Origin of the sequence: Arthrobacter sp. BPSS-3 (assembly GCF_044628475.1) — a bacterium.
Taxonomy (GTDB): domain Bacteria; phylum Actinomycetota; class Actinomycetes; order Actinomycetales; family Micrococcaceae; genus Arthrobacter.
On record NZ_JBIMMV010000010.1, the window covers coordinates 41,181 to 65,859 of the forward strand.

The window sequence follows — 24,679 nt, forward strand, 5'->3', positions numbered from 1 at the left end:
TCTTTCCCTTCGTCGGTTGTCCCCGCCTATGCGGTGGCAGGCTCTCCTTCAGAACGATAGGCGATGATCTTTTCCTCCAGGGGAGCCTCGCCCGGGGCGCAGGTCTGGTCGAGGCTGATCACGCCGTAGGTCCAGCCTTCGCGGCGGTACACGACGGAGGGAGCCTTCGTTTCCTTGTCCACGAACAGGTAGAAATCGTGGCCAACCAGTTCCATGTTGTCGACGGCTTCGTCGAGCGTGAGGGAGGCCGCGGGGAAGACCTTACGGCGGATGAGGACCGGCGAGTCCCCGGCGGGGAGATCGTTCTCCACCTCGTAGGGGGATTTCTCCTCCGGCTTCGCCTCGGACCAGTGGGCCGCCTCCTCGTAGATCGGTTCGCGGGTGCTCGCCGGTTCCAGGGAGGCCGTCGCCTCGGTCACGGATTTGGGGGTGTGCCGGCCGTGGTGGACCTTCTTGCGGTCCTTGGCCCGGCGCAGCCGCTCCAGAAGCTTGTTATAGGCCAGATCGAAGGCGGCGAATTTATCCGCCGCGCTGGCTTCGGCACGGATCACTGGGCCGCGGCCCAGGACTGTCAGCTCAACCGTGAGCAGCTCTGCAATCTGCCGGACTTTGGTTTCCTTGGTGACCTTTGCATCCACCCTCTGGACCTTGTCGCCGAGGGAATTGATCTTCGAGATCTTCTCCTCGGCGTACTCGCGGAACCGGTCGGAGACCGTCAAATTGCGACCGCTGATCATGAACTCCATGGTGCCCTCCAAATGACTTCGGTGACACGACGGCGGCACTTCGGGGGCTCATCTGACGGACAGTCGAGCCCCTTTCCGAGCCGCTATCGACAGGTACATCTGTTCTTGGTACCCATGTTCGACGTTAGTTCATCGCCACCTGTTCTTCACCCTTTTGCGGTTTATTTTTTTCCATTGCGACCCCGTCCGGCGCCCTGCCGCGGGTCTTGGGTTCCGACACGTGGGAGGCGGGCGGGCGTGTCGCGGCGAGCACGACCGCTCCCCTGACGTCGGCTCCCGCGGAGCGGAGAACCCGGGCCGCTTCCGCCAGTGTGGCGCCGGTGGTGAGGACGTCATCGATGAGGATGCAGGGGCGTCCGGCCAGCGCCGGCCTGGTCATCCCGCGGCGGATCCGCATCGACCCGCGCAGCCTCCGGGTGCGCCCGGCGCGGTCCAAACCCTTCTGAGAAGTCCCGCCCTTCCGAGTCATCCCGCCTTCCTGAGCAGTCCCGCCCTTCCGGGTGGCCCCGTTCCACACCGCCGCCAGGCTTCGGGTCTTGCGCAGGATGTCGGCGGTTTCCGTCCCGGGCGGCAGGCGCCCGAGGGCCGGGGCACGGGAGAGAACCAGGTGCACCGGGCTGAATCCCCGACGTCGGAAGGCGGCGGACGTCGTGGGCACCGGGACGAGCAGGGTTCCCGGGGGCGTTCCGGCGGCCACGAGCGCGGCGCCCAGACCCCGGGCGAGGTCCTCGGCCACCGCCCGCGGGCCGTGTTTCTTGAATGACAGCAGGGCCTGGGAGAGCTCGGCGCGGTAGACCCCGGCCGCCACCACCGGCAGCAGGACCGAACCGTCCATGTCCATCAGGGCGGGGGCGCGGGCCTCGGCACGGAACGGCCTGCGGGTCAGCTGCCGGAGCCTGCGGCCGCAGGCCGGGCACAGGACCCGGTCCTCCGCCCCGCAGCAGGCGCATTCCGCGGGGAGGACGAGCGTCAGCAGTTCGCCTGCGGCGGCTGCCACGGTGTCGGCCAGGCGGGCCAGCCACGATCGGTAGCCGCCGCGGTGCCGGGCGGCCTCGGGCGCCGGGAGGAGGTCCGGGTCCGTGCCCCGCTCAGGGCGGCGGCGCTGCGGCTGCGGGTGCGCGGTGGGAAGCTGGGTCATGGCTCCAGCCTGCACCGTCTCGGTGGCCGCGCCCGGGTCAGGATGCGGCTATGTGGACAACCGGCCGGGACTGCCCACGGGCCCTACCCCGGGAAGGCCGGGTCGATGGCGCCCTTGAGCTGCAGGGACCAGCCGTTGCCGAGCCGCTGGAAGATGCCGTCAGCCGACTGGCCGTAGATCTCCGCCGTGCCGTTGCCGGCGCTGAGCCCGGTGAGGCCGGCCCACGGGGCCAGCTCCTGCGGGGCGGTGCCGGTCATCGACAGCAGCTCCGGGGTGACGTTTTCCGTCGCGGCCCCCTTCATCACGGCCACCGTCAGGTCGTTGACCCACACGCCCTGGTCCGGGTCGTGCGCGGTCAGCAGCGTCACCGGAGCGGTGAGGTCCTTGGGCGTGCCGTCCGCGTTGCGGATGATGCCGGTGAGCTGCACGCGGGTTTTGCCGTTCAGCGACGAAATCACCATCGCGCGTGTCCCGTCCCGGGCCACCCGGAATTCCTTCACCACGGCTCCGGCGAGCCAAGCGCCGGTGAGCGTCACCGTCGGCACGGTAGCGCCCCCGGCCACCCCTGTAGGGCGGTAGGCGGCGACTTCGGTGGCACCGTTCGCCCCGGGACCGGCGCTCCAGACCCAGTCGAAACGGTCGAACGAGGGCCGGGACAGCGTGCCCCGGGTCGCCAGGGCCCGGGCGGGCTGCCCGGGAATGATCGAGTACAGCGTGGTGCGGCCGGCGTTCAGGAACGCGGCGGCCTGGCTGGCCGGCGACTCGGCGGGGAACCGCGGTCCCAGGGCGCTGACCGACGCGATATCCGGGAGGGGTCCGATCTTGTTGTTCTCCACCCGGACCAGGTCGTTGTTGCTGACGGCGATCTGCCGCGCCGGCACGTCCTTGTCGCGAATCGGGGGCAGGACGGAGCCGTTGTCGTCCACCCGGACCAGGTCCTGGTTGGCGCGCAGCTCGACGTTGATCACGTCGGGCTGGCTACGGAAGGTCAGGGCCAGCTGGGTCTGCATCCTGAGCCGGTCCTCGTTGGAGGCGTCGGTGAGGTCCTTGGCCGTCAGGTCCACCTGGGCGGCGCCGGAGACCACGGGCACGGATTCGCGGGCCAGTTTGATGCCGGCCGGGAAGGCACTGACCGCCGCGCCCTTCAGGTAGGGGGCGGGGCCGCCCAGCAGGGCGCTCGTCATGGCCTTGACGGTCTTCTTCTTGATGAACCAGCGCACGTCCGGGACCGCATACGTGAATGTCGGGTCGTAGAAGTAGATCGGGTACGCGCCGTAGATGACCTTGAAGGTCTCCTCCGGGATCGCAGTGCCGTCGGGAATGTCCGCGATCCGCCACTCGCCGTCGACCTTGGTCAGCGTCGCGGGGACGTTCTCGGTGGTGCCCTCCGGCAACTGGGTGGCGATCCCGTCGGCGTCGACCGTGTACGCCAGGTCCAGCCGGTAGTTGTAGACGTTCTCGACGGCGGTGGGCACGACCTGCGCGGAGCGGTAGACCAGCACCCGCTGGTCCGGTTTCCACTTCACCGAGGACGCCTGGGTGAGGTACTGCCGCGCCACCGCGTAGTCGTCCTCGTAGCCGCTGCCGGCCAGGTAGAAGTCCTCGATCACGGATTCGGGTCCGGCGCCGGGGCGCGGGGCGACCGGGAAGAACACCGGGGCGTTGTTCGGCTTGCCGGCGCTCTCGTCGCTGCTCTTGCCTACCGGCCCGGAGCGCGGAATCTGCGCGCAGGCGCCCAGCAGCAGCACCATTGCCAGCAGGGCCGCTGCGAAGCGGACCAGCTTTCCGGCGCGCGTGCCGGCCGTGCGTCCCGTGGTGGTCCTCATGCCTGGTCCTCCCCTGCGGCCGGGCCGTTCGCCGGGCCGCCTGATGTCCCGCCCGCACCCGTGCCCGGAACCGGACCGCTGCCCGTGCCCGGGACAGGGACCGGGCCGGGTACCGTGCCGGGGGCGGCGCCCGGGGCGGCGTGGTTCAGCAGCACCATCTGGTTGCCGGCGCCGCCGTCGAGTCCGACGTCGGCCGGCTCGAGCTGCAGCGGCGACCGCCCGATGCTCTCGCCCTGGCGCAGCGGGAGGGTGAGCCGGAAGTTGGAGCCGCTGCCCTTCTTGCCCCAGGCCTGCAGCCAGCCGTTGTGCAGCTTGGTGTCCTCGGTGGCGATCGACAGGCCCAGGCCGCTGCCGCCGGTGGTGCGGGCCCGAGCGGGGTCGGCACGCCAGAACCGGTCGAAGACGCGGGCTGCCTCTGCCTGGGTCATGCCGATGCCGTGGTCCCGGACGGCGACGGCGACGGCGGTGTCGTTCGCGGCGACGGAGACGTTGACGGGCCGGCCTTCGCCGTGTTCGAGCGCGTTGAGGATGAGGTTGCGCAGGATCCGGTCGATCCGCCGGTCGTCCATCTCGACGATGATACTGCCCTCGGGCGCGTGCAGGGTCACCTCGGAGCCGTATTCGGCGGCCACCGGGGCGACGCCCTCGAGGACATGGTCCACCAGCTGCAGGATGTCCGTGGGTTCGGCGTCGAGCATGGCCACACCGGCGTCGAAGCGGGAGATTTCCAGCAGGTCCGCCAGCAGCGACTGGAAGCGTTCCACCTGGTGGTAGAGCAGCTCGGCGGACCGCTTGTTGATCGGGTCGAAGTCCTCGCGGGCGTCGTAGAGGACCTCAGCGGCCATCCGGACGGTGGTCAGCGGGGTCCGGAGCTCGTGCGAGACGTCCGAGACGAAACGCTGCTGCATCTGGGACAGGGTGGCCAGCTGGGTGATCTGTTCCTGCAGGCTGGCGGCCATGTGGTTGAAGGAGGCGCCCAGGCGGGCCACCTCGTCCTCGCCCTTGACCACCATGCGTTCCTGCAGCTGGCCGGCGGCGAGCTTTTCGGAGACGACGGCGGCGTGGCTGACCGGGCTGACCACGTTGCGCGTGACGTACCAGGCGACGGCGCCGATCAGCAGCACCAGCACGGCCGCGCCGACCAGCAGGACGTTCTGGATCTCGTCCAGGGTCTTCTGCGCCGTGTTCAGGTCGTAGATGAGGTAGAGCTCGTACACGGTGCCGTTGAAGGTCACCTTGTTGCCGACGGCGATGCCTGGCCGGTCCTCGGTACCCACCGGGAACTCGGTGGAGGCCCAGAACTGGTCCTTGCCCGATTGCTGCACCGCCTTGCGCAGGTCCGGCGGGATCACGGCGATGGTGAGCTGGTCCGAGGCCCGGGATTCCACCCAGCGGTTGCGCGGCTTGGTCTGCTCCGGCATCGCCTCGAAGACGTAGCGGCGCTGGATGACCGAGCCGCGGCCCTCGACGGCGTTCAGGGTGTCATAGACCAGGGTGATGACGCTGGACTGGTCCGTGACCTGGGCGCCGTCGAAGGTGTCCTGGACCTGCTTGACGTTGTAGCGGGTCTCCGATTCGGCCTGCGCCAGCCGCTCCTGGAAGAGGTTGTTGGCGATCTGGTTGGAGAGATAGGCGCCCACGACGGCGAAGGACCCGATGGCCAGCAGCAGCGTGGTCAGCACGGTCCGGAACTGCAGCGACCGGCGCCAGCGGCGCTGCAGGGCGCGCAGCAGGTAGCGGGTGGCGGGCAGGGTGCGGGAGGCGCCGATGAGCACCAGGCGGAGCACGCGGACGGCGACGATCCGGGCGCGGCGGGCCCAGATCCCGGCGCGGAACAGCACGGACCGGCCGTGGCGGGTGGTCAGGGCTTCATTCTCCGGCCGCTCCGAAGCGGGCTCGGAGGACGCCGGCGACGGGGTTACCGGCCCGGAAGTCACCGGCGACGGGGCCTCCGGTCCGGTACTCTCCGGCCCGGAAGTGGCCGGTACGGGATCGGCCGGTGCGGGGGTGCCGCTGCCGGGCTCACGACCCCGCTTTGTAGCCGACACCACGGACCGTCAAGACAACTTCGGGGGCTTCGGGGTCGCGTTCGATCTTCGAGCGCAGCCGCTGGACGTGGACGTTCACCAGGCGGGTGTCCGCCGCGTGGCGGTAGCCCCAGACCTGCTCCAGCAGCAGTTCCCGGGTGAAGACCTGCCACGGCTTGCGGGCCAGGGCCACCAGCAGGTCGAACTCCAGCGGCGTCAGCGAGATCCGCTCGCTGTTGCGGCTGACCACGTGGCCGGCGACGTCGATCGTGACGTCGGCGATGCGCAGGGTCTCGGGGGCCTTCTGGTCGCCCGGGCGGAGGCGGGCGCGGACGCGGGCCACGAGCTCGGCGGGCTTGAACGGTTTGGGGACGTAGTCGTCGGCGCCGGATTCCAGGCCCCGGACCACGTCGGAGGTGTCCGCCTTCGCGGTGAGCATCACGATCGGCACGTCGGACTCGGCGCGGATCTGGCGGCAGACCTCGATCCCGTCGATCCCCGGCAGCATCAGGTCCAGCAGGACCAGATCCGGCTTGGCGGAGCGGAAGACCTCGAGGGCCTGCCCGCCGTCCGCGCAGAAGACGGGGTCGAAGCCGTCGTTGCGCAGCACAATGCCGATCATCTCGGCCAGGGCCTCGTCGTCGTCCACTACCAAAATCCGTGCCTTCATACGTTATATATTCCCTTATTGAAATGGCTTTGTCGTATTCGTGCGGCTCCCGGCATGGCGCGGACCGCCGGCCGGGGCAGGTAGATTCGTCCCAGGGCCGGCGGGCGGCCCGCAGTCCGAGGAGGATGCCGTGAACCGTGTGGACCCCATCTACCGGCTGGGCCTGGGCGGGGACTTCGCCCGGCTGCAGCCCGAACTCCAGGACTACTTCTCCCTCGTCCAGGGCTCCGGCCACTACGGGGTGGGCGAGGGCGTGTTCGACGTCGTGGGCTGCCGGCAGCGCTGGCTGCGCCCCTTCATGCGGGCCGTCACCGGGGAGCAGGCGTTCTTCCCCGAGTACGGCGAGGGCATCCGGTTCCGGATCGAAAACCACGCCCACCTGGACCCCTTCGGCCGGCCCAGCCTGACGGCACGGCGCGAAATCTTCTTCCCCGGCGTCACCCGGTTCTTCTCCGACACCACCAGCTGGGACACGACCGGCGGCCGGCACCGGCTGGTGGACTACGTGGGCCGGTACCGCCGGCTGGCCACGGACCTGAATCTCAGCGTCACCCCGGAAGGCCGGCTCCGCGGCATCTCGGAAGCCTCCCGGTTGCTGCTGGGTCCGCTGCGGCTGCCGCTGCCGGGCCCGCTGGACGCCAAGGCCTACGCCGAACAGTGGTGGGACGCCGCGGAGGGCAAGCACCGGATCCAGGTCAAGGCCATCCAGCCGCAGGTCGGCCTGGTGCTGGTGTACGCCGGCCGCTTCGACTACCGGCTGGAACCGTACCCGGACGGCACAGGGGCCCCCGGATACCTGCCCGCGAATGCCCGGCCGGACCGTTGGGAGTCCCGGGTCTGAGGCGGGGGCGCCGGGCCGCTAGCCCAGGGCGATCTGGTTCAGCGCGTCGGCCGCGTGCGTCAGCCGTGCCAGCACCCTGGTGGCCGACGCCGGCGAGTGGCCGGCCAGTCCCCCGGCGGGGGTGAGCCGGACCGCGCCGAGCGAGGAGGCCGGCAACCCGAGCTGGCGCCAGGGCCGCCACAGCGCCTCGGCCAGGGTCCGGGCGGACGCTGGTTCCGCCGCGGGGTCCTCCACCGGCAGCACCCCGGCCCAGATCTTTCGCCCGGACTCCACCGCGCCGGCGAGGTGTTCCCACTGGCGGGAGGTCAGGGCACGCAGCGGCACGGCGATGCCATCGGCGCCGGCGCCGAGGATCCTCTCGATGGGTGCTTCCACCTCGGGGACCGCGATGACGACCTCCTCCGCGCCGGCGGCGTGCAGGGCGTCCACCACCAGGCGCCAGGATTCGGTGACCTCGGAGCCGGCCACGGCCCGCAGGGTCCGGTAGCCGCTGGCGGTGGGAATCGTCCCGGCCAGGACGGCGGCGGCGTCGGGTTCCTCCAGCTGGACCACCAGCCGGGCGCCCGGCACGGCGGCGGCCACGGCGCGCAGGTGGGCGCCGACGCCGGCGGCGAGGGACTCGGCGAGGTCCCGCCGCGCCCCGTGGTCCAGCAGTGCCCGTTCCCCGCTGTGCAGGTGCAGGCCGGCGGCGAGGCTGAGCGGCCCGCGGAGCTGGATCTTTAGGGCGTCGGCGGACACCGTCTCGGTGCCGGCGACGTCGGCGAGGACGTTGATGTCGGTGGCCAGTGCGGACCGGGCGCGGCGGGCGTCCCGGCCGGGGCGGTCCACCAGGCGCCAGCCGTGCGGCTGCACGTCGACGGCGAGGCCCTCCAGGAGCGCGGCGGTCCGGCCAAGGGCGTCGGAGCCGACGCCGCGGGAGGGCAGTTCGGCCAGGAAGGGCAGGTGCGGGGCGCCGAGTTCACCGCGGATGATGCGGGCGGCTTCCAGCGGGTCCGTCCCCGGCCAGGGCCCGTGGGCGGTGGCGGTGACCTGGGCGGCCCCGGTGTCGGTGCCGCTCACGCCTGGGCGGAGACGGCGGTCCCGGCGGCGTCCGCCCGGCCCGCGGCCTGGTGGTCCTCGGCGATGGCCTCGTGGTGGCGGATGACCTCGCCGATGATGAAGTTCAGGAACTTTTCCGCGAAGGCGGGGTCAAGGTGCGCCTCGGCGGCGAGCCGGCGGAGCCGGGCGATCTGGGCGGTTTCGCGGCCCGGATCCCCCGCCGGCAACTGGTGCTTGGCCTTGAGGTGGCCCACCTTCTGCGTGGCCTTGAACCGTTCGGCCAGGAGGTAGACCAGGGTCGCGTCGATGTTGTCGATGCTGGAACGGATGGAGAGCAGCTCCGCCATCACCGCGGGATCGACCTGGCCGGCCAGGGAACTGGCGGCGGGGTCGTAGTCGTCATCGGCGTCGTGGTGGAGGCTGTGGCTCTGCTCGGTCATTGCTCCAGTCTAGGGGCTGGGCGCCCGATGAACCGGGTGTTAAGCGGCGCTGCCCGCCGTCCGGTGTGGACGGCGGGCCCCGCTGCGGTGGCGGGTGCCGGCGTTGGGCGTCAGCTGCCCAGGACGGCGCGGAACTGCTCCCGGCGCCGGGCCTGCTCCTCCGGGTCGGGGACCGGGAGGGAGGCGATGAGCTTCTTCGTGTAGTCGTGCTGCGGGTTGCCCATGACCTGGCTGCCCAGCCCCTGCTCGACCATCCGGCCCTTGTAGAGGACGCCCACCCAGTGCGAGAGGATGTCCACCACGGCGAGGTCGTGGCTGATGAACAGGCAGGCGAAGCCGAACTCGGCCTGGATGTCTTTGAACAGCTCCAGGACCTTGGCCTGCACCGACACGTCCAGCGCCGACGTCGGTTCGTCGGCGATCAGCAGCTTCGGGTTCAGGATCAGGGCCCGTGCCAGGGAGGCGCGCTGCCGCTGGCCGCCGGAGAGTTCGTGCGGGTACCGGTCCGCGTAGGCCGCGGGCAGCTGCACGGACTCCAGCAGCTCGCGGGTCCGCTGCCGGGCCTGCGCCGGTGTCGGCTTGCCGTGGATGACCAGGGGTTCGGCGATGCACTCCCCGATGGTCAGCTGCGGGTTGAACGACGCCGCCGGGTCCTGGAACACGAAGCCGATCTGCTTGCGCAGCGGCTTGAAGCTGCGCTCCTTGAGGTTGAGCATCTCGTAGTCGAGAACCTTGAGGCTGCCGCCGGTGGTCTTGTTCAGCCCCGCGATGGCCCGGCCGATGGTGGTCTTGCCGGAGCCGGACTCGCCGACCAGGCCAAAGACCTCGCCCTCCGAGAGGGTGAAGTTCACCCGGTCGACGGCCTTGAACGCCGGGCTGCCGAGGCGGCCAGGGTATTCGATGGTGAGGTCCCTGGCCTCGACCAGCACCTTCCCGCCCTGGTGGGCGCGTTCGGTCATCCCCGCCGAGGCGGAGTTGCGGCCCAGGTGGGGGACGGCGGCGAGGAGCTTCTTCGTGTAGTCCTGCTTCGGCTCCGCGAACAGCACCCGGGAGGTGGCCTCCTCGACGACGTCGCCCTGGTACATCACGACGACGCGGTCGGCGAGGTCGGCGACGACGCCCATGTTGTGGGTGATGAGCACGATCGAGGTGCCGTACTGGTCCCGGAGGTCGCGGAGCAGCTCGAGGATCTCGGCCTGCACGGTCACGTCCAGGGCGGTGGTCGGCTCGTCCGCGACGATCAGTCCCGGGTTCAGGGCCAGCGCGGCGGCGATGACGACGCGCTGCTTCTGGCCGCCGGAGAACTGGTGCGGGTAGTAGTTGACCCGCGTCTCCGGGTCCGGGATGCCCACCTTGCGGAGGGCTTCGACGGCGCGGGCCTTGGCGTCCTTGGCGCTGACCTTGCCGCCGTTGCGGCCGGCGTGCGCGCGGATGCCTTCGGCGATCTGCCAGCCCACGGTGAACACCGGGTTCAATGCGGTGGAGGGTTCCTGGAAGACCATCGCGACGTCGCGGCCGCGGATTTCCCGCAGCTTGGAGGCGCCGACGCTGATGACGTTGTTGCCGTTGATCAGCACCGCCCCGGAGCTGATGGCCGTCTCCGGCAGCAGGCCCAGGATGGTCTTGGCGGTGACGGTCTTGCCGGAGCCGGATTCGCCGACGATCGCGACGACCTCCCCCGGGTTGACCTCCAGGCTGACGTCCTTCACGGCGTAGACATCCCCGGCGTCCGTGGCGAAGGTGACCTTGAGGTGGTCGATGTCCAGCACGGGGCCGGCGCCGCGGCCGTGCTGGTCGGCTGCGTGGCCGATATTGGTGGTCATGACGTGCTCACTTCTGCTGTTGGTGCTGCCGTGGCCGGGCCGGGGCCGGCGGCATTGGATCCGGCAATGTTGGTTCCGGCCTTGCCGGAAGCCTTCTTGCGGCCGCGCAGCCGGGGGTCGTTGAGGTCGTTGATGCTCTCGCCCACCAGGGTCAGGCCGACGACGGTCAGGACGATGGCCAGGCCGGGGAAGACGCCGGTCCACCAGATCCCGGAGGTGGTGTCGGAGAGGGCCTTGTTCAGGTCGAAGCCCCACTCGGCGGCCGACGTCGGTTCGATGCCGAAGCCCAGGAAGCCCAGGCCCGCGAGGGTCAGGATGGCCTCCGAGGCGTTCAGTGTGAAGATCAGCGGCAGGGTCCGGGTGGCGTTGCGGTAGATGTGCCGGGTCATGATGCGCACGTTGGAGGCGCCCACCACCTTGGCCGACTCGACGAACGGTTCGGCCTTGAGCCGGATGGTCTCGGCGCGGATGACCCGGAAGTACTGCGGGATGAAGACCACGGTGATGGAGATCGCCGCGGCGAGGATGCCGCCCCAGAGGCTGGACCGGCCGCCGCTGATCACGATCGCCATGACGATGGCCACCAGCAGGGACGGGAAGGCATAGACGGCGTCGGCGATGACCACCAGGATCCGGTCCAGCCAGCCGCCGATGTAGCCGCTGACCAGGCCGAGGATCACGCCGATGAAGATCGACATGATGACCGCGACGACGATCACCATGGCGGCGGTCTGGGCGCCCCAGACGACGCGGGAGAACACGTCATAGCCGCCCACGGTGGTGCCGAGCAGGTGCTTGCCGCCCGGCGCCTGCTGGGCGGGGAACCCGCCGTCGGCGTCGGAGATCTGGGCGAAGCCGTAGGGCGCGATCAGCGGGGCGAAAACGGCGGTAAGGAGGAAGATGGCGGTCAGGATGAGGCCCGTGACCAGCATGCCGCGCTGCAGGCCGACGCTCTTGTTGAAGTGGGACACGACCGGCAGGCGCCGGAACCACGGTTCCCTGCGGTTTTCCGCGGCGATGGTGGATTCAGTGCTCATGTCAGTACCTCACGCGGGGGTCGATCAGCGCGGCGACGATGTCCACGATGAAGTTGGTTACGGCCACGATTACGGCCAGCAGCACCACGATGCCCTGGACGGCCACAAAGTCGCGGGCCGTCAGGTAGGTAGCGAGCTGGAAGCCCAGGCCTTTCCATTCGAAGGTGGTCTCGGTCAGCACGGCACCGCCGAGCATGACGGCGATCTGCAGGCCCATGACCGTGATGATCGGGATCAGCGCGGGCTTGTAGGCGTGCTTGGTCACCAGGCGGTATTCGCTGACGCCGCGGGAACGCCCGGCCTCGACGTAGTCCTTGCCGAGGGTGCCGATGACGTTGGTGCGCACCAGGCGCAGGAAGATGCCGGCGGTGAGCAGGCCGAGGGCGACGGCGGGCAGCACCGCGTGCGCGGTGACGTCGCCGAGCGCGGCCATGTTGCCGCTGCGAAGCGAGTCCAGCCAGTAGATCCCGGTCGGCGCGGACAGCGCGGTGAGGGCCAGTTCCGTGGAGGTCTTCGCCCGTCCGGCGACCGGCAGCCAGCCCAGCCACACGGAGAAGGTCAGCTTCAGCAGCATGCCGGCGAAGAACACCGGGGTGGCGTAGCAGAGGATCGCGAAGATGCGCAGCACGGCGTCGGGGGCCTTGTCGCGGCGGTGCGCGGCCACCATGCCCAGCGGGATGCCTACCACCAGGGCCACCAGAAGGGCGTTGATGGACAGCTCAAGGGTCGCGGCGCCGTAGGTGGTGAGCATCTCGGAGACCTGGCGGTTGTCCGAGAGCGTGGTGCCGAAGTTGCCGGTGATCAGCTGGCCCAGGTACTCGAAGTACTGGACGAAGATGGGCCGGTCATAGCCGGCGGAGTGGATCCGCTCGGCGAGCTGCTCGGGAGGGAGCCGGCCGCCGAGGGCCGCAGTGATCGGGTCGCCCGTGATCCGCATCAGGAAGAACACGAGCGTCACGAGGATAAGGATGGTCGGAAAGATCAGCAGGAACCTGATCAGGATGTATTGGCCCAGTCCCCCGCCGGACGACTTCTTCTTGGTCGGCATCAGGCCGTCGGCATCGCTGGGCGGTGCCTCGATAAGTGTTGTCATTGGTACCTAAATGTGTGTTTCCGTCGGCTTCGTGGGCCTTGGGAATCGGTTGTCCTGCCCTCAGCACGGAGGCGGGACGCCGCGCGGGCGCCCCGCCTCTGTGGCTGGTCAGGACCGGATGGGGATGGGACCTACTTGGAAATTACGCCAAGCCGGGTCTTGAAGGATGCGTCGAGGGTCTTGTCGACGCCCTGGACGTCCTTGCCGGCAACCATGAGCTGGGCGCCCTGGAGCAGCGGCAGGGAGGGCAGGTCCTTGGCGACGGCCGTCTGGGCGTCACCGAGGACCTTTTCGCGCTCACCCTTGTCAACGGTGGTGAGCTGCTTCTTGATCAGGTCCGTCACGGCCGGGTTCTCGTAGTGGTTCTTGAGGAAGTTGCCCGGGATGAAGAACGGGGTCAGGTAGTTGTCGGCGTCGGAGTAGTCCGGGAACCAGCCGAGCTGGTAGACGGGGTAGACGTCCTTGGTGCGGTCCTTGGAGTAGGTGACCCACTCGGTGGACTGCAGGTCGACCTTGAAGAGGCCGGACTTCTCCAGCTGCTCCTTGATCATGGCGTACTCGTCGCCGGAGGACTTGCCGTAGTGGTCCGGGTTGTACTGCAGCTTCAGCGTGACCGGGCCGGTGACGCCGGCGTCGCTGAAGGCCTGCTTGGCCTTGTCCAGGCTGGGCTTGCCGCTGCCGTCGCCGTACATGTCCTTCATCGGCTTGATGGCGCCGACGAAGCCGTCCGGAACGACGGAGTATGCGGGCAGGTAGGTGCCCTTGTAGACCTGGGTGGCGATCGCGTCGCGGTCGACGATGTCGGCCATGGCCTGGCGGACAGCCAGGGCCTTCTTCGGGTCGGCCTCGGGGGTCTTGGCGCCGAAGGGCATGGTGTCGAAGTTGAAGACGATGTAGCGCAGCTCGCCGCCCGGGCCCTTGTGGACCTTGACCTTGGAGTCCTTCTCGAGGTCGGCGGCGTCGGTCGCGGTCAGGCTGCGGCCGGCGACGTCGATGTTGCCCTGCTGGACATCGAGCTTGAGGTTGTTGGAGTCGGCGTAGTACTTGATGGTGGCGCTGTCGTTCGCCGGCTTGCCCAGGAGGCCCTTGTAGTCGGGGTTGGCCTTGAGGCTGATCAGCTCGTTCTTCTTGTAGCTCTCGATCGTGTACTGGCCGGCGAAGGGCTTGGCCTTGACGATGTCGTCGTCGCTCATCAGCTTGTCGGCCGGGAAGACTTCTTCGTCCACGATCGGGCCGGCGTTGGCGGCGAGCACGCCCGGGAAGACCTGGTCGTTGCCTTCCTTGAGCTTGAAGACGACGGTGGTGTCGTCCTTGGCGGTGACCGAGTCCAGGTTGCCCAGCAGCGATGCGGGGCCGTTGTCATCGTTGATCTTGACGACGCGGTCGATCGAGAACTTCACGTCCGAGGAGGTCAGGGCGTGGCCGTTGGCGAACTTGAGTCCGGACTTGAGCTTGACGGTGTACTCGGTGGGGGTGGTGAAGGAGGCAGACTCGGCAATGTCCGGGCTGGAGTCGGCCGTGCCCGGCTTGGAGTTGAGCAGGAACGGGTAGATCTGGTTCATCACCATGAACGAACCGGCGTCGTAGGAGCCGGCCGGGTCGAGGGTGACCACCTTGTCGGTGGTGCCGTACGTAATGGCGCCACCGGAGGCCGAGCCACCGGAGGACGTTCCGCCGCCGGAGGGGCCGGTGCAGGCCGTCAATGCAAAGGCGGAAACCCCGGCCAGCGCGATGGCGCTCTGCAGGGCCTTTTTGTTCATTGCCATCTGTGAACTTTCTGTTCGATGAGTGCTCGTGGACCGCCGAAAAGCTCGACTCGGGGCGGCGCACGGTCCTGATTTTCTGATTCAACCAGAACACCGCAGGGTGTACCGCTAAATCTTGTGAGTTGAGACACAAAATTTACACCACGCGGGGCATCTCATCGTTTCCTTCAGGTTTCGGGCCGGTTACCGGCCCTCCAGAAGGAAGGCTGCAGCGGCTAGAGGGCCGCCCTCTGCAGGGAGCGGGCGGCGTCGATCGTCGCCTGCCCGAGGACCCGGCTGCCCTGGTAGAGCACCACGGTCTGGCCCGGGGCAACGCCGCGCAGCGGCTCCGCGAGGGTGACCACCAGCTCGCCGGAACCGGCGTCGTGCTCCATCCGTGCCGACGCGGGCACGGGGTCGCCGTGGGCGCGGACCTGGGCGTGGCAGTCGAAGTCGTCGCCGGTGGCGATCTCGGCGATCGGCAGGCCGGCCCAGGAGACCTTGATGCCGCGGATCTCGTCGATGGCCAGCAGCGCCTCGGGGCCTACCACCACCTTGTTCTCCTTCGGGCGGATCTCCAGGACGAAGCGGGGCTTGCCGTCGGCGGCGGGCGTGCCGAGCTTGAGGCCCCGCCGCTGGCCGACCGTGAATGCGTTCGCACCGGGATGTTCGCCCACCTTGGCGCCGGTCTCGTCCACGATGTCGCCGCCGGTCATCTCGATCTTCTCGGCGAGCCAGCCGGCGGTGTCGCCGTCGGGGATGAAGCAGATGTCGTGGCTGTCGGGCTTGTTCGCCACGGACAGGCCGCGGCGTTCGGCCTCGGCGCGGACCTCGGCCTTGGAGGGGGTGTCCGCGAGCGGGAACATCGAATGCTTGAGCTGTTCGTGGGTGAGCACGCCCAGGACGTAGCTCTGGTCCTTGGCCCAGTCAGCGGCACGGTGCAGCTCGGGGTTGCCATCGGCGTCGGTGATGACCTTGGCGTAGTGGCCGGTGCAGACGGCGTCGAAGCCCAGAGCGATCGCCTTCTCCAACAGCGCCGCGAACTTGATCCGCTCGTTGCAGCGCATGCACGGGTTGGGCGTGCGGCCGGCGGCGTATTCGTCGATGAAGTCCTGGACCACGTCCTCCTTGAACCGCTCGGAGAAGTCCCAGACGTAGTACGGGATGCCCAGCACGTCGCAGGCCCGCCACGCGTCCCGGGAGTCCTCGATGGTGCAGCAGCCGCGGCTGCCGGTGCGCAGCGTTCCCGGCATGCGGGAGAGCGCCAGGTGGACCCCGACGACGTCGTGCCCGGCTTCTACGGCGCGGGCTGCTGCGACGGCCGAATCGACGCCGCCGCTCATGGCTGCAAGAACTCGCATACTGGCTTTCTCTGGGGAGTGGGAGAAGGGCGCCGGAATAACACACCGCCCAGCCCCGATTCTACCGCCGCGCCGGAGGCTGCCCCAAAAACCGCCCCGGACCGCCGTCGGCGCTGGCCCGGCCGGCGGCGCCGTCGGGAAGCCTAGCCCAGGGCGTTCCGGCGGGCCAGGGTGCCCGCGGTCTGGATGCTGGATTCGTGGCCGGCCATGCCGGCCTGCCGGGCCCGGGCGTACGCGCCGGGCAGCGCGGCCAGCAGCGCGTCGACGTCGGCGTCGGTGGAGGCGTGGCCCAGGCTGAAGCGCTGCGCGCCGCGGGCGGTGTCCTCGTCCAGCCCCATGGCCAGCAGCACGTGGGAGGGACGCGGGACCCCGGCGGTGCAGGCGGAGCCGGTGGAGGACTCCACCCCGGCGAGGTCGAGGAGGAACAGCAGCGAGTCGCCCTCGCAGCCGGGGAAGGTGAAGTGGGCGTTGCCGGGCAGCCGGCCCTCCCCCGGGGCGCCGCGCAGCACCGCCTCCGGCACGGCGGCGCGGACGCCGTCGATCAGCCGGTCCCGGAGCGCCGTGATCCGGGCGGTCTCCTCCCCCAGCCGGGCCGTGGCCGCCTCCGCGGCGGCGGCGAAGGCCGCGATCGAGGCCGTGTCCAGCGTGCCGGAGCGCACGTCACGCTCCTGCCCGCCGCCGTGCTGGACCGGGGTGAGGGTGACGGCGCGGCCCAGGACCAGGGCCCCGACCCCCACCGGGCCGCCGATCTTGTGGCCGGAGATGGACATGGCGTCCAGGCCGCTGGCGCGGAAGTCCACCGGCAGGGATCCGAAGGCCTGCACGGCGTCCGAGTGGACGGGCACGCCGGCGGCGTGGGCCAGCCGCACGGCCTCGGCTACGGGCTGGATGCTGCCGACCTCGTTGTTGGCCCACATGAGCGTGAGCAGGGCGATCGACTCCGGGTCACGCTCAAGTTCGGCCGCGAGCGCGGCCAGGTCGAGCACGCCGTCGGAGTCCACGGGCAGCCAGGCCACCTCGGCGCCCTCGTGCCGTTCCAGCCACTCGACGGTGTCCAGCACGGCGTGGTGTTCAATCGTGGAGCACAGGATCCGGGTGCGGCGGGAATCCTGGGCGCGGCGGGCCCAGTAGAGGCCCTTGACGGCCAGGTTGTCCGCCTCGGTGCCGCCCGAGGTGAAGATGATCTCGGAGGGGTGCGCCCCGGCTGCGGCTGCGAGCGCCTCGCGGGCGTCCTCGACGGCGCGGCGGGCCCGGCGGCCGGAGCCGTGCAGCGACGAGGGGTTGCCGGTGCGGGCAAGCTCCCGGGTCAGGGCGGCGAGCGCCTCCGCGGCGAGCGGGGTGGTGGCGGCATGGTCGAGGTAGGCAGGCACCCTCCAATTCTACCGGCGGCCCGTCCCGCCGTCGGTGGCCGCCCGCGGGGCCGCTACTGAATCCACTGCGGAACGACGTCGAAACGGGTGCCGGTCCGGTCCCGGCGCGCTGGTGTACATTCGAGCGGTGAAAGCGCCCCTGTACCTGGTCCTGGCCACCCTGTTCTGGTCCGGAAACTTCGTCGTCGGGCAGGCCGCCGTGGCGTCCATGTCGCCGCTGGACCTGACCTTCTGGCGCTGGACCCTGGCCGCGCTGCCGCTGCTGGCATTGGCCCACGTCGTGGAGAAGCCGGACTGGCGCGCGGTGCTGCGCCGCTGGCCGGTGCTGCTCCTGCTCAGCGCGTTGGGGATGAGCGGCTACACCCTCCTGCTGTACGGGGCGCTGGGTTTCACCTCCGCGGTGAACGCCTCCCTCATCACCGCGGCGAACCCGGCCCTGATCGTGGTGCTGGCGGTGCTGTTCCTGGGCGAGCGCACCACCCGGCTGGGCTGGCTGGGCATCGGCCTGGGGCTGCTGGGGGTGCTGCTGGTCCTGACCCAGGGCCGGCTGGAGCGGATCCTGAGCCTGTCCATCAACACCGGTGAGCTGCTGATGATCGGCGCGATCCTGGTCTGGGGCTGCTACACGATCATCGCCCGCCGGCTGGCGCTGCCGCCGATCGCCGCCACGGCGGTGCAGGTGGCCATGGCCTCCGTGACCCTGGCACCGCTGGCGCTGGCCTTCCACGCCCGGCTGCCGGACACCCCTGCCGAGGCCTGGTCGCTGGCCTACATCGCCGTTTTCCCCTCGCTCGGCGCCTACCTGTTCTGGAACCTTGCCCTGCGGACCACCCCGCCCGGGACGGCCGGGAACTACCTGAATCTGATGGTGGTGTTCACCGCCGCGATCACCGTGGCGCTGGGCACGGCGCTGACGGTGGTGCAGATCCTCGGCGGGATCCTGGTCATCGCCGGGGTGCTGCTGACCGGGCTAAGGGGCCAGCCCCGGGCCCTGCCGCTCACAGCAGCCCCGGCTACGGCCTCTTCGGCGTCCCCCGCCCGTCAGGACGACGGCGGCAGCACGGCCAGGCGCGCGGCGACGTCGGCGCGGGCCGCGGCCAGCGAGCCCCGGTCCGGGCACGCCACGGACACGTAGACCGACGAGCCTGCCTTCGCGAACATCCGGGCGTAGCTGACCGCTGCCCGCGTGCCGGCCGCGCCGCCGTCGTACACCAGTACCTCCACGCGGGGGCCGGGCTTGTCCGCGTCGCCGCCCCAGCGAAGGGTGTCGGTGGCGAGGTAACCGGGCAGGATGCTCGGGTCCAGGTAGTGGAACAGCGCCTCGGTGGAGGCCTTGTCATCCCCCGGAACCGCCAGCGGCCCCTGGTTGGTGCTGACCCGGGCCGCCGCCTGGCAGCCGTCGGCCTTCTTGTAGATGCTGGCCCCGGCCGTGCCCTGCCCCCCGGCGGACCAGCCCGGGGCGTCCTTGAGCCCGTCGGAGAGTTGGACGGGGACCCCGGAGGCGAGGCTTTCCCCCGCACTGAACGGCAGGTCGCGGGCGGCGACGGCGTCCGCGTCGTGGCCCGGGGTGACGGTAGGGGTGGCGGGGGCCGGCACGCCGGTGGAGGTGGCGGGCGCCGGGGCGGCCGGGTCGGGGATGCCGACGCTGCACCCGGACACGGCCAGCAGCAGGACCCCCAGTAAGGGGAGGGCCGCGGCCGGGGCGCGGCGGAGCGGGCAGGCAGGCATTGGACTCCTAGGCCAGCACCCGGAGGGCCCCGGGCACCACGTCGATGGTCAGGGGCAGCGGTCCCAGCCGCTCGCCGTCCGCGTAGGCGACGACGCCGTCGGCCTCCAGCACCACCCGGCGCACCCGGCGCAGTTCCACGGCGGGGTGGCCCACGTGCCGGCCGGTGAAGACCTTCGGAAAGACCGCCAGGAGCGCAGCACGGGACAGCGGGTGCACCACGAACAGGTCCAAAAGACCGTCCTCCAGGCTCGCCTCCGGGGCGATCGCCATGCCGCCGCCCATGGAGCGGCCGTTGGCGACCGAGACCAGCATGGCGCCCTGCCGGCGGCGCTCGCCGTCGATGGTCAGGGTGTAGTCGATGGCGGTGAATCCGGCCAGTTCGCGGAGCATGGCCAGGTTGTAGCGGGACTGGCCCCGCGGCCAGCGCCAGCCGTTGGCGCGTTCGTTGACGGCCGCGTCGAAGCCCGCGGAGAGGACGCCGGCGAACCAGTGCGTCCGGCCGGCAGTCACCGCGCGGCCGGCGTCGATCCGCCGTCCGCCGGAGCCGAGGGCCGCGAGGACGCGCTCCACCGCGGCAGGAATGTCATGCCGCGGCAGCTCCAGCATCCGGGCCAGGTCGTTGCCCGTGCCGGTGGGGATGATGCCCAGCGGGGTCCCGGCGGCGGTCCCTGCGCCGGCCGAGGGGGCGCCGCCGTCAGCCCCGGCGACGGCGGGAACGGTGGCGAGCGCGTTGACGCCCAGGTGGACCATGCCGTCGCCGCCGACCACCACCAGGGCGTCCACTCCGCCAGCGACGGCGTCGGCCACCCGCGCGGCGAGGGCGGCATAGCTGTCCTCGCAGAGCAGCTCCACCTCCGCGCCGGCAGCCCGGAAACACTCCGCCGCTGCCCCGCCGGCGTGCCGGCCGCGGCCGAACGAGGCGCGGGGATTCACGGCGAGGGCGATCTTCATGGCCTGAATTATGCCAGCCGCCGGGGAACCTTCCACGGCTCCGCGCTCGTTGTTCCCCTCAAGCCGGTTAAACTGGCGACGCCGGAGCCGCCGGCGGGAAGTCCCCTCGAGGCAAAGGAACGGTGCGTGACGCAGGGCAGCAGTTCGCATTACCAGGTCCTTCGGATTCCGGTCACGGCGACGGAGAAGGACATCAAGGTGGCGTACCGGAAGGCCGCACGCACCGCCCACCCGGACCACGGCGGGGACCCGGCCACGTTCCGTCGCGTCACCCTGGCCTACGAGACCCTCATCGACGCCCGCCGCCGGGCCGACTACGACCGTTCCTACGGCAGCGGGACCTCGGCCGCCAGCCGGATTCCCCCGGAGGACGAGGGCGCGCACTTCGACGCCCCGGCCGCCGGCAGCCGCGCCTCGGCCCACGTGCGCCGGCCCAACACACCGCGCAGTACCGCCGCCGACGCCCCGGTGTATGTCCCCTCCTTCGAGGAGCTGGCGGCGGCCGGCGAGGTGCCGCTGATTCCGGCGTCGACGGCGCGCCAGCAGGTCCACGGGATGCCCCGCCGCCGGGGCATCTTCGGTGCCGAGGCCCGGATCCAGCGCGAACTCCGGACGGTGCAGCTGCTCTCCCGGCAGGTCCTCCCCGGCATCCCGGCCGCCCGGCTGATCAACGGGCTGCAGTCCCCGGCGGACAACAGCCACATCGACCACGTGCTGCTCTCCGGCTACCGGATGGCCATCATCGGGTCCATGCTGCTGCCCCCGGGCGCGTACGCCTGGGATGGTCGCACCCTGAACCACGGCGGCCGCTCGGTCGCCCCGCCGCAACTGGCCCACGTGGTCCGGCGGATGCAGGACATCTTCCCCGAACTCAACGTCACCGGCTGGACCGTGGTGCACAGCACCGACGGCAACCTCCACGAGCCGGTGATCGACCGGCCCGGACGCCGGCGGGGCGGGGAGGACGCCCTGGAGACCGTCCAGGTGGTCAACGCCGCCGGCCTGGCCCGGGGACTGAAACAGTTCCTCGGCTCGGGTCCGGCCCCCAACACGGTCCTGGTGCCGGTCCTGGCCCGGCTGCTGCGGGGGATGCACTAGCGGCCGGGGCCGCTGGCTAGGATGGGAACGTGTTCCGCATCCTCTTCGACAGCCCCGAAATTCCCGGTAATACCGGCAACGCAATCCGCCTCGCGGCCATCACCGGGGCGCAGCTGCACCTGGTGGAGCCGCTGGGCTTCGATTTCTCCGACGCCAAGCTCCGGCGCGCCGGCCTGGACTACCACGACCTCGCCGTCGTCACGGTGCACCCGGACCTGGGCACGGCGTGGGAGGCCCTGCAACCCGAACGGGTCTTCGCCTTCACCTCCGACGGCGACACTTCCTACACGGACATCGCCTACCGCCCCGGGGACGTGCTGATGTTCGGCAGGGAATCCGCTGGCCTCTCCGAGGAGGCCAAACACGACCCACACGTCACCGCACGGGTCCGGCTGCCCATGCTGCCGGCACTTCGTTCGCTGAACCTGGCCAATGCCGCCTCGATCGCCGTCTACGAGGCGTGGCGGCAGAACGGTTTCGCCGGCGCCAAGCTCTGAACGGCCCCGTTTAAGTCCCTCCCATCCAACTCCGGCGCGGCGCCGAATCCTTCATGGACACCACAAACGCCAACCAAGGAAAGGAGCGAGGAGCGGCCGGTGAGCACACTCCAGGTACACAGGTCCGGCGGACCGCACCGGGCGGGGCACTCCCCGCACGCCCGGCCTGATCTCCGCACGGGCGGCGGCGGCCTATGCTTGAAGGTGATGGAAACTCCGAACGCCCCGAACCGCGAGGCCGCTCCCCCGACGAGCACCACCGATGTGAACCACCGGCTCGGCGTGCTGCTCGACCAGATCGCCGGCGGCAGTCAGTCCGCCTTTGCCGAGTTCTACGAGCTCACGTCCCGCCGTGTCTTCGGCATGGCACGCCGTGTCCTGATCGATCCCGAACTCAGCGAGGACACCACGCAGGAGGTCTTCCTCCAGGTCTGGCAGAACGCGGCCAAGTTCGACGCCGCCGCCGGCAGCCCGCTGGCCTGGCTGATGACCATCTCGCACCGGCGCGCCGTGGACAAGGTCCGCTCGACCCAGTCCGCCAGCGACCGGGAGGCCCGCTACGGTGCCAGCAGCCAGGACATCGACCACGACTCCGTGTCCGACGAGGTCGGCGGCCGGCTCGAGGCCGAGGCGGTGGTCCGGTGCCTGGAAACGCTGACGGATACGCAGCAGGAATCCGTCAGGCTCGCCTACTACGGCGGGCTCACCTATCGTGAGGTGGCGGAGAAACTGAACGCCGCCGTGCCCACCATCAAGTCCCGCATCCGCGACGGCCTGATCCGACTGAAGAACTGCCTGGGGGTGAGTTGAGATGAACGACATTAATCCGCTGAACGGCGGGCGACCCGCCGGCGGTTTCTCCGCCGACATCGCCACCGATCTCGCCTCCGGCCGCGCCGTCGACTTGGCCGAGGTGTACGCGCTGCACGCCCTCGACGACGGCGAACGCGACGCCGTCGACCGCTATCTGTCCTCCGCCCCCGCCGCCGAGCGGGCCGAGTTCGAGGAACGCGTGCGTCAGGCCCGGGAGACCCTGGCCATGAGCTTCACCGCCGAGGAGGAACCACCGGCCGGGCTGTTCGACAAGATCTCCGCCGCGCTGCCCACGGCCGCTTCGGCGTCGACCCCTGCGACCCCGGAATCGGGTGCCCCGGAGGCCGGGGCACCCGTCGTAGCCCTCCCGGGCGCCTCCGCCCCGGTGGTCGCCCGGCCCGTCCGGGACGCGGCCCAGGCAACCGGCACCGACGACCTTGCCGCGGCCCGGGAGCGCCGGGAGCAGCGCCGCCGCCCGCAGGGCATGCGTACCTGGCTGATCGGCGTCGCAGCGGCGGCCGCCGTCGCCGTCGGCGGGGTGGGCGTGGGTGCCTACATCGCCAACCAGAACGACCCGATGGCCCAGGTGCTGCAGGCCGGTGACGTGAAGAAGGAAACCATCGACGTGATCGGCGGCGGCACGGCGTCGCTGACGCTGTCCTCGTCCAAGGACGCCGTCGTCGTCAAAATGAACGGCGTGCCCGCTCCCCCGTCCGGCAAGGTCTACCAGATGTGGCTGATCCCCAAGGACGGGTCGGCCCCGGTCTCCAAGGGGCTGATGGACGCCGAGGCGCTGTCCAAGCCCGCCGTGGTCACCGGCATCGGCTCCGCCGCGGCGCTAGGCATCACGGTGGAACCGGTGGGAGGGTCCAAGACACCCACCATGCCCACGGTGGCGGCGGCCTCGCTGGGCGCCTGAGCGGCCGCGCGAACAATCTCTACCACGACAAAAGCCGCGCCGACCCCGGAATTCCGGGACCGGCGCGGCTTTCTCGTATCAGTTGAACGGCGCTAAATCACCAGCGAGAGCAGCATCACGAAGCCGAAGCCCACCACGGAGATCAGCGTCTCCATCACGGACCAGGTCTTGAAGGTCTGCCCCACGCTCAGGCCGAACAGTTCCTTGACCAGCCAGAAGCCGGCGTCGTTGACGTGCGAGAGGAACAGCGAGCCGGCACCGATCGCCAGGGCCAGCAGGGCTGCGTGGGTGGGGGTCAGCGAGCTGGCCAGCGGACCCACGATGCCGGCTGCGGTCACCGTGGCCACGGTCGCGGAGCCGGTGGCCAGGCGCAGCGCCACGGCCACGATGAAGCCCAGGACCAGGACGGACATGTTGGCGCCCTCGGCCCACTTCTTGACCGCGTCGCCGACGCCGGCGCCGATCAGGGTCTGCTTGAAGCCGCCGCCGGCGCCGACGATCAGCAGGATCGCGGCAATCGGGCCCAGGCTCGCGCCGATCTTGGTGGTGATCTTGTTGCCGGTGAAGCCGACGGCGTAGCCGAAGGTCACGATAGCGAGCAGCACCGCCAGGGTCATGGCGACCAGCGGCTGGCCGACGAAGTCGAAGAACACCCGCACCGCGGGGGCGGTCTTGGGGTCCGGCCAGACGATGTCCACGACGGCCTTGAGCAGCATCAGGACCACCGGGAAGATGATGGTCAGCAGGGTCACCAGGAAGCTGGGCTGGCGCTTGACGCCCTCCAGGTCGGCCCCGTGCCGGGTGTCGATGCCGCCGGCAACCTCGGGGGCACCCACCGGCACCCAGCGGGCGGCGAGTCGGGCGAACAGCGGGCCGCAGATGATGACGGTGGGGACGGCCACCAGCAGGCCCAGGGCCAGGGTGGTGCCCAGCTCGGCCTTGACGGCGCTGATCGCGATGAGGGGTCCGGGGTGCGGCGGCACGAGGCCGTGCAGCACGGACAGGCCCGCCAGGGCGGGGATGGCGATGCGCATCAGCGGCATCTTGGACCGCTGGGTGACCAGGACGATCACCGGCAGCAGCAGCACCAGGCCGATTTCGAAGAACATCGGCAGGCCGATGATGACGGCCACCAGGGTGATGGACCAGACCACGCGGTTGCCGGTGGCCTTGGCCAGCAGCGTGTCCACCACGCGGTTGGCGCCGCCGGAGTCGGCCAGCAGCTTGCCGAGCATGGCGCCGAGGGCGATCAGCAGGCCGACTTCCTTGAGGACGCCCCCAACGCCGTCCTCGAAGTTGCTGATGATCTTGGCCAGTTCGACGCCGGAGGCCAGGCCCACGAACGCGGAACCGAGGACCAGGGCCAGGAACGGGTGGAGCTTGAATTTGGCGATCAGGACGACGATGAGCGCGATGCCCACGGCGGCGACCACCAGGAGTTGGGTGTCGTGGCCGGACCAGGCCTCGACGGCAGCGGGAAGCTGCAGGGCAAGAGATTTCACAGGGTATTCCTAAAG

At 70.4% G+C, this 24,679-nt stretch carries 22 protein-coding genes; 6 read left to right on the top strand and 16 right to left on the bottom strand.

All coding sequences use genetic code 11. The features are described from left to right. Nucleotides 1–26 precede the first annotated feature (26 nt). The 5 genes from hpf to mtrA all read right to left on the bottom strand — a co-directional run bounded on the left by hpf (nucleotide 27) and on the right by mtrA (nucleotide 6,407). Entirely contained in the window at nucleotides 27–746 is a 720-nt protein-coding gene (gene hpf, locus ACFVY3_RS15095) for a ribosome hibernation-promoting factor, HPF/YfiA family (protein ID WP_290255687.1), read from the bottom strand. 124 nt (nucleotides 747–870) lie between these two features. After that, nucleotides 871–1,884 carry a ComF family protein gene (locus ACFVY3_RS15100; protein ID WP_400160330.1) on the bottom strand — a complete coding sequence of 338 codons (1,014 nt, stop codon included), beginning with the start codon at nucleotides 1,882–1,884 and terminating at the stop codon, nucleotides 871–873. Nucleotides 1,885–1,967: 83 nt separating this feature from the next. Continuing rightward, a complete protein-coding gene (locus tag ACFVY3_RS15105; RefSeq protein ID WP_400160331.1) occupies nucleotides 1,968–3,710 on the bottom strand; it encodes an LpqB family beta-propeller domain-containing protein in 1,743 nt (580 codons plus the stop codon). Continuing rightward, nucleotides 3,707–5,575, bottom strand: coding sequence for an MtrAB system histidine kinase MtrB (mtrB, locus tag ACFVY3_RS15110; RefSeq protein WP_400160370.1), 1,869 nt, complete (start codon nucleotides 5,573–5,575; stop codon nucleotides 3,707–3,709). Before mtrB ends, ACFVY3_RS15105 begins: the two co-directional genes overlap by 4 nt. A 157-nt stretch (nucleotides 5,576–5,732) precedes the next feature. Next, complete coding sequence (mtrA, locus tag ACFVY3_RS15115) at nucleotides 5,733–6,407, bottom strand: MtrAB system response regulator MtrA (RefSeq protein ID WP_290255690.1); 675 nt, start codon at nucleotides 6,405–6,407, stop codon at nucleotides 5,733–5,735. Between the two features lie 130 nt (nucleotides 6,408–6,537). On the opposite strand from mtrA, the gene ACFVY3_RS15120 reads away from it, so the two are divergent. After that, complete coding sequence (locus tag ACFVY3_RS15120; protein ID WP_400160332.1) at nucleotides 6,538–7,248, top strand: DUF4166 domain-containing protein; 711 nt, start codon at nucleotides 6,538–6,540, stop codon at nucleotides 7,246–7,248. 18 nt (nucleotides 7,249–7,266) lie between these two features. Here ACFVY3_RS15120 and ACFVY3_RS15125 read toward each other — a convergent pair whose 3' ends face one another. From ACFVY3_RS15125 to ACFVY3_RS15160, 8 genes are all read right to left on the bottom strand, one after another. Then, nucleotides 7,267–8,307 carry a hypothetical protein gene (locus tag ACFVY3_RS15125; protein WP_400160333.1) on the bottom strand — a complete coding sequence of 347 codons (1,041 nt, stop codon included), beginning with the start codon at nucleotides 8,305–8,307 and terminating at the stop codon, nucleotides 7,267–7,269. After that, nucleotides 8,304–8,726, bottom strand: a complete 423-nt coding sequence (locus ACFVY3_RS15130) for a chorismate mutase (protein WP_377972111.1) — start codon at nucleotides 8,724–8,726, stop codon at nucleotides 8,304–8,306. Before ACFVY3_RS15130 ends, ACFVY3_RS15125 begins: the two co-directional genes overlap by 4 nt. A 110-nt stretch (nucleotides 8,727–8,836) precedes the next feature. Then, on the bottom strand, nucleotides 8,837–10,549 hold the full coding sequence (locus tag ACFVY3_RS15135) for an ABC transporter ATP-binding protein (protein WP_400160334.1): 1,713 nt from the start codon (nucleotides 10,547–10,549) through the stop codon (nucleotides 8,837–8,839). After that, on the bottom strand, nucleotides 10,546–11,586 hold the full coding sequence (locus ACFVY3_RS15140; RefSeq protein WP_364132888.1) for an ABC transporter permease: 1,041 nt from the start codon (nucleotides 11,584–11,586) through the stop codon (nucleotides 10,546–10,548). Before ACFVY3_RS15140 ends, ACFVY3_RS15135 begins: the two co-directional genes overlap by 4 nt. A 1-nt stretch (nucleotide 11,587) precedes the next feature. Further along, the gene (locus tag ACFVY3_RS15145; protein ID WP_290255696.1) at nucleotides 11,588–12,679 is read right to left on the bottom strand and encodes an ABC transporter permease; all 1,092 of its coding nucleotides are present in this window, start codon (nucleotides 12,677–12,679) and stop codon (nucleotides 11,588–11,590) included. Between the two features lie 131 nt (nucleotides 12,680–12,810). Beyond that, complete coding sequence (locus ACFVY3_RS15150) at nucleotides 12,811–14,445, bottom strand: ABC transporter substrate-binding protein (RefSeq protein ID WP_290255697.1); 1,635 nt, start codon at nucleotides 14,443–14,445, stop codon at nucleotides 12,811–12,813. A gap of 215 nt (nucleotides 14,446–14,660) precedes the next feature. Beyond that, a complete protein-coding gene (mnmA, locus tag ACFVY3_RS15155) occupies nucleotides 14,661–15,785 on the bottom strand; it encodes a tRNA 2-thiouridine(34) synthase MnmA (RefSeq protein WP_400160335.1) in 1,125 nt (374 codons plus the stop codon). Between the two features lie 143 nt (nucleotides 15,786–15,928). Continuing rightward, nucleotides 15,929–17,155: a cysteine desulfurase family protein gene (locus ACFVY3_RS15160; RefSeq protein ID WP_400160336.1), complete on the bottom strand. Its 1,227-nt coding sequence runs from the start codon at nucleotides 17,153–17,155 to the stop codon at nucleotides 15,929–15,931. 127 nt (nucleotides 17,156–17,282) lie between these two features. Here ACFVY3_RS15160 and ACFVY3_RS15165 point away from each other — a divergent pair, with 127 nt between their 5' ends. Beyond that, nucleotides 17,283–18,290 (top strand): DMT family transporter, encoded by a 1,008-nt coding sequence (locus ACFVY3_RS15165; RefSeq protein ID WP_400160337.1) that lies wholly within the window; start codon nucleotides 17,283–17,285, stop codon nucleotides 18,288–18,290. Here the strand turns inward: ACFVY3_RS15165 and ACFVY3_RS15170 are convergent. Beyond that, nucleotides 18,197–18,883, bottom strand: a complete 687-nt coding sequence (locus ACFVY3_RS15170) for a hypothetical protein (RefSeq protein ID WP_400160338.1) — start codon at nucleotides 18,881–18,883, stop codon at nucleotides 18,197–18,199. The genes ACFVY3_RS15165 and ACFVY3_RS15170 overlap by 94 nt on opposite strands. 7 nt (nucleotides 18,884–18,890) lie before the next feature. Beyond that, nucleotides 18,891–19,835 (bottom strand): diacylglycerol/lipid kinase family protein, encoded by a 945-nt coding sequence (locus tag ACFVY3_RS15175; protein ID WP_400160339.1) that lies wholly within the window; start codon nucleotides 19,833–19,835, stop codon nucleotides 18,891–18,893. 126 nt (nucleotides 19,836–19,961) lie between these two features. Here ACFVY3_RS15175 and ACFVY3_RS15180 point away from each other — a divergent pair, with 126 nt between their 5' ends. The 4 genes from ACFVY3_RS15180 to ACFVY3_RS15195 all read left to right on the top strand — a co-directional run bounded on the left by ACFVY3_RS15180 (nucleotide 19,962) and on the right by ACFVY3_RS15195 (nucleotide 23,162). Further along, nucleotides 19,962–20,933, top strand: coding sequence for a J domain-containing protein (locus ACFVY3_RS15180; RefSeq protein ID WP_400160340.1), 972 nt, complete (start codon nucleotides 19,962–19,964; stop codon nucleotides 20,931–20,933). A gap of 29 nt (nucleotides 20,934–20,962) precedes the next feature. Then, nucleotides 20,963–21,430 (top strand): tRNA (cytidine(34)-2'-O)-methyltransferase, encoded by a 468-nt coding sequence (locus ACFVY3_RS15185; protein ID WP_400160341.1) that lies wholly within the window; start codon nucleotides 20,963–20,965, stop codon nucleotides 21,428–21,430. A gap of 207 nt (nucleotides 21,431–21,637) precedes the next feature. Next, entirely contained in the window at nucleotides 21,638–22,240 is a 603-nt protein-coding gene (locus ACFVY3_RS15190) for a sigma-70 family RNA polymerase sigma factor (protein WP_364132913.1), read from the top strand. 1 nt (nucleotide 22,241) lies between these two features. Further along, the gene (locus ACFVY3_RS15195; RefSeq protein ID WP_400160342.1) at nucleotides 22,242–23,162 is read left to right on the top strand and encodes an anti-sigma factor domain-containing protein; all 921 of its coding nucleotides are present in this window, start codon (nucleotides 22,242–22,244) and stop codon (nucleotides 23,160–23,162) included. A 92-nt stretch (nucleotides 23,163–23,254) separates the two neighbouring features. Here ACFVY3_RS15195 and ACFVY3_RS15200 read toward each other — a convergent pair whose 3' ends face one another. Next, entirely contained in the window at nucleotides 23,255–24,664 is a 1,410-nt protein-coding gene (locus ACFVY3_RS15200) for a gluconate:H+ symporter (RefSeq protein ID WP_400160343.1), read from the bottom strand. Between the last annotated feature and the right edge of the window lie 15 nt (nucleotides 24,665–24,679).

What these genes read in the sequence shown, in the direction of transcription:
- ACFVY3_RS15135 (WP_400160334.1), bottom strand. Translation starts at nt 10,549, where the DNA reads ATGACCACCAATATCGGCCACGCAGCCGACCAGCACGGCCGCGGCGCC.
- ACFVY3_RS15150 (WP_290255697.1), bottom strand. Translation starts at nt 14,445, where the DNA reads ATGGCAATGAACAAAAAGGCCCTGCAGAGCGCCATCGCGCTGGCCGGG.
- mtrA (WP_290255690.1), bottom strand. Translation starts at nt 6,407, where the DNA reads ATGAAGGCACGGATTTTGGTAGTGGACGACGACGAGGCCCTGGCCGAG.
- ACFVY3_RS15170 (WP_400160338.1), bottom strand. Translation starts at nt 18,883, where the DNA reads ATGCCTGCCTGCCCGCTCCGCCGCGCCCCGGCCGCGGCCCTCCCCTTA.
- ACFVY3_RS15195 (WP_400160342.1), top strand. Translation starts at nt 22,242, where the DNA reads ATGAACGACATTAATCCGCTGAACGGCGGGCGACCCGCCGGCGGTTTC.
- ACFVY3_RS15130 (WP_377972111.1), bottom strand. Translation starts at nt 8,726, where the DNA reads ATGACCGAGCAGAGCCACAGCCTCCACCACGACGCCGATGACGACTAC.
- ACFVY3_RS15145 (WP_290255696.1), bottom strand. Translation starts at nt 12,679, where the DNA reads ATGACAACACTTATCGAGGCACCGCCCAGCGATGCCGACGGCCTGATG.
- ACFVY3_RS15100 (WP_400160330.1), bottom strand. Translation starts at nt 1,884, where the DNA reads ATGACCCAGCTTCCCACCGCGCACCCGCAGCCGCAGCGCCGCCGCCCT.
- ACFVY3_RS15140 (WP_364132888.1), bottom strand. Translation starts at nt 11,586, where the DNA reads ATGAGCACTGAATCCACCATCGCCGCGGAAAACCGCAGGGAACCGTGG.
- ACFVY3_RS15105 (WP_400160331.1), bottom strand. Translation starts at nt 3,710, where the DNA reads ATGAGGACCACCACGGGACGCACGGCCGGCACGCGCGCCGGAAAGCTG.
- ACFVY3_RS15190 (WP_364132913.1), top strand. Translation starts at nt 21,638, where the DNA reads ATGGAAACTCCGAACGCCCCGAACCGCGAGGCCGCTCCCCCGACGAGC.
- mnmA (WP_400160335.1), bottom strand. Translation starts at nt 15,785, where the DNA reads ATGCGAGTTCTTGCAGCCATGAGCGGCGGCGTCGATTCGGCCGTCGCA.
- ACFVY3_RS15175 (WP_400160339.1), bottom strand. Translation starts at nt 19,835, where the DNA reads ATGAAGATCGCCCTCGCCGTGAATCCCCGCGCCTCGTTCGGCCGCGGC.
- hpf (WP_290255687.1), bottom strand. Translation starts at nt 746, where the DNA reads ATGGAGTTCATGATCAGCGGTCGCAATTTGACGGTCTCCGACCGGTTC.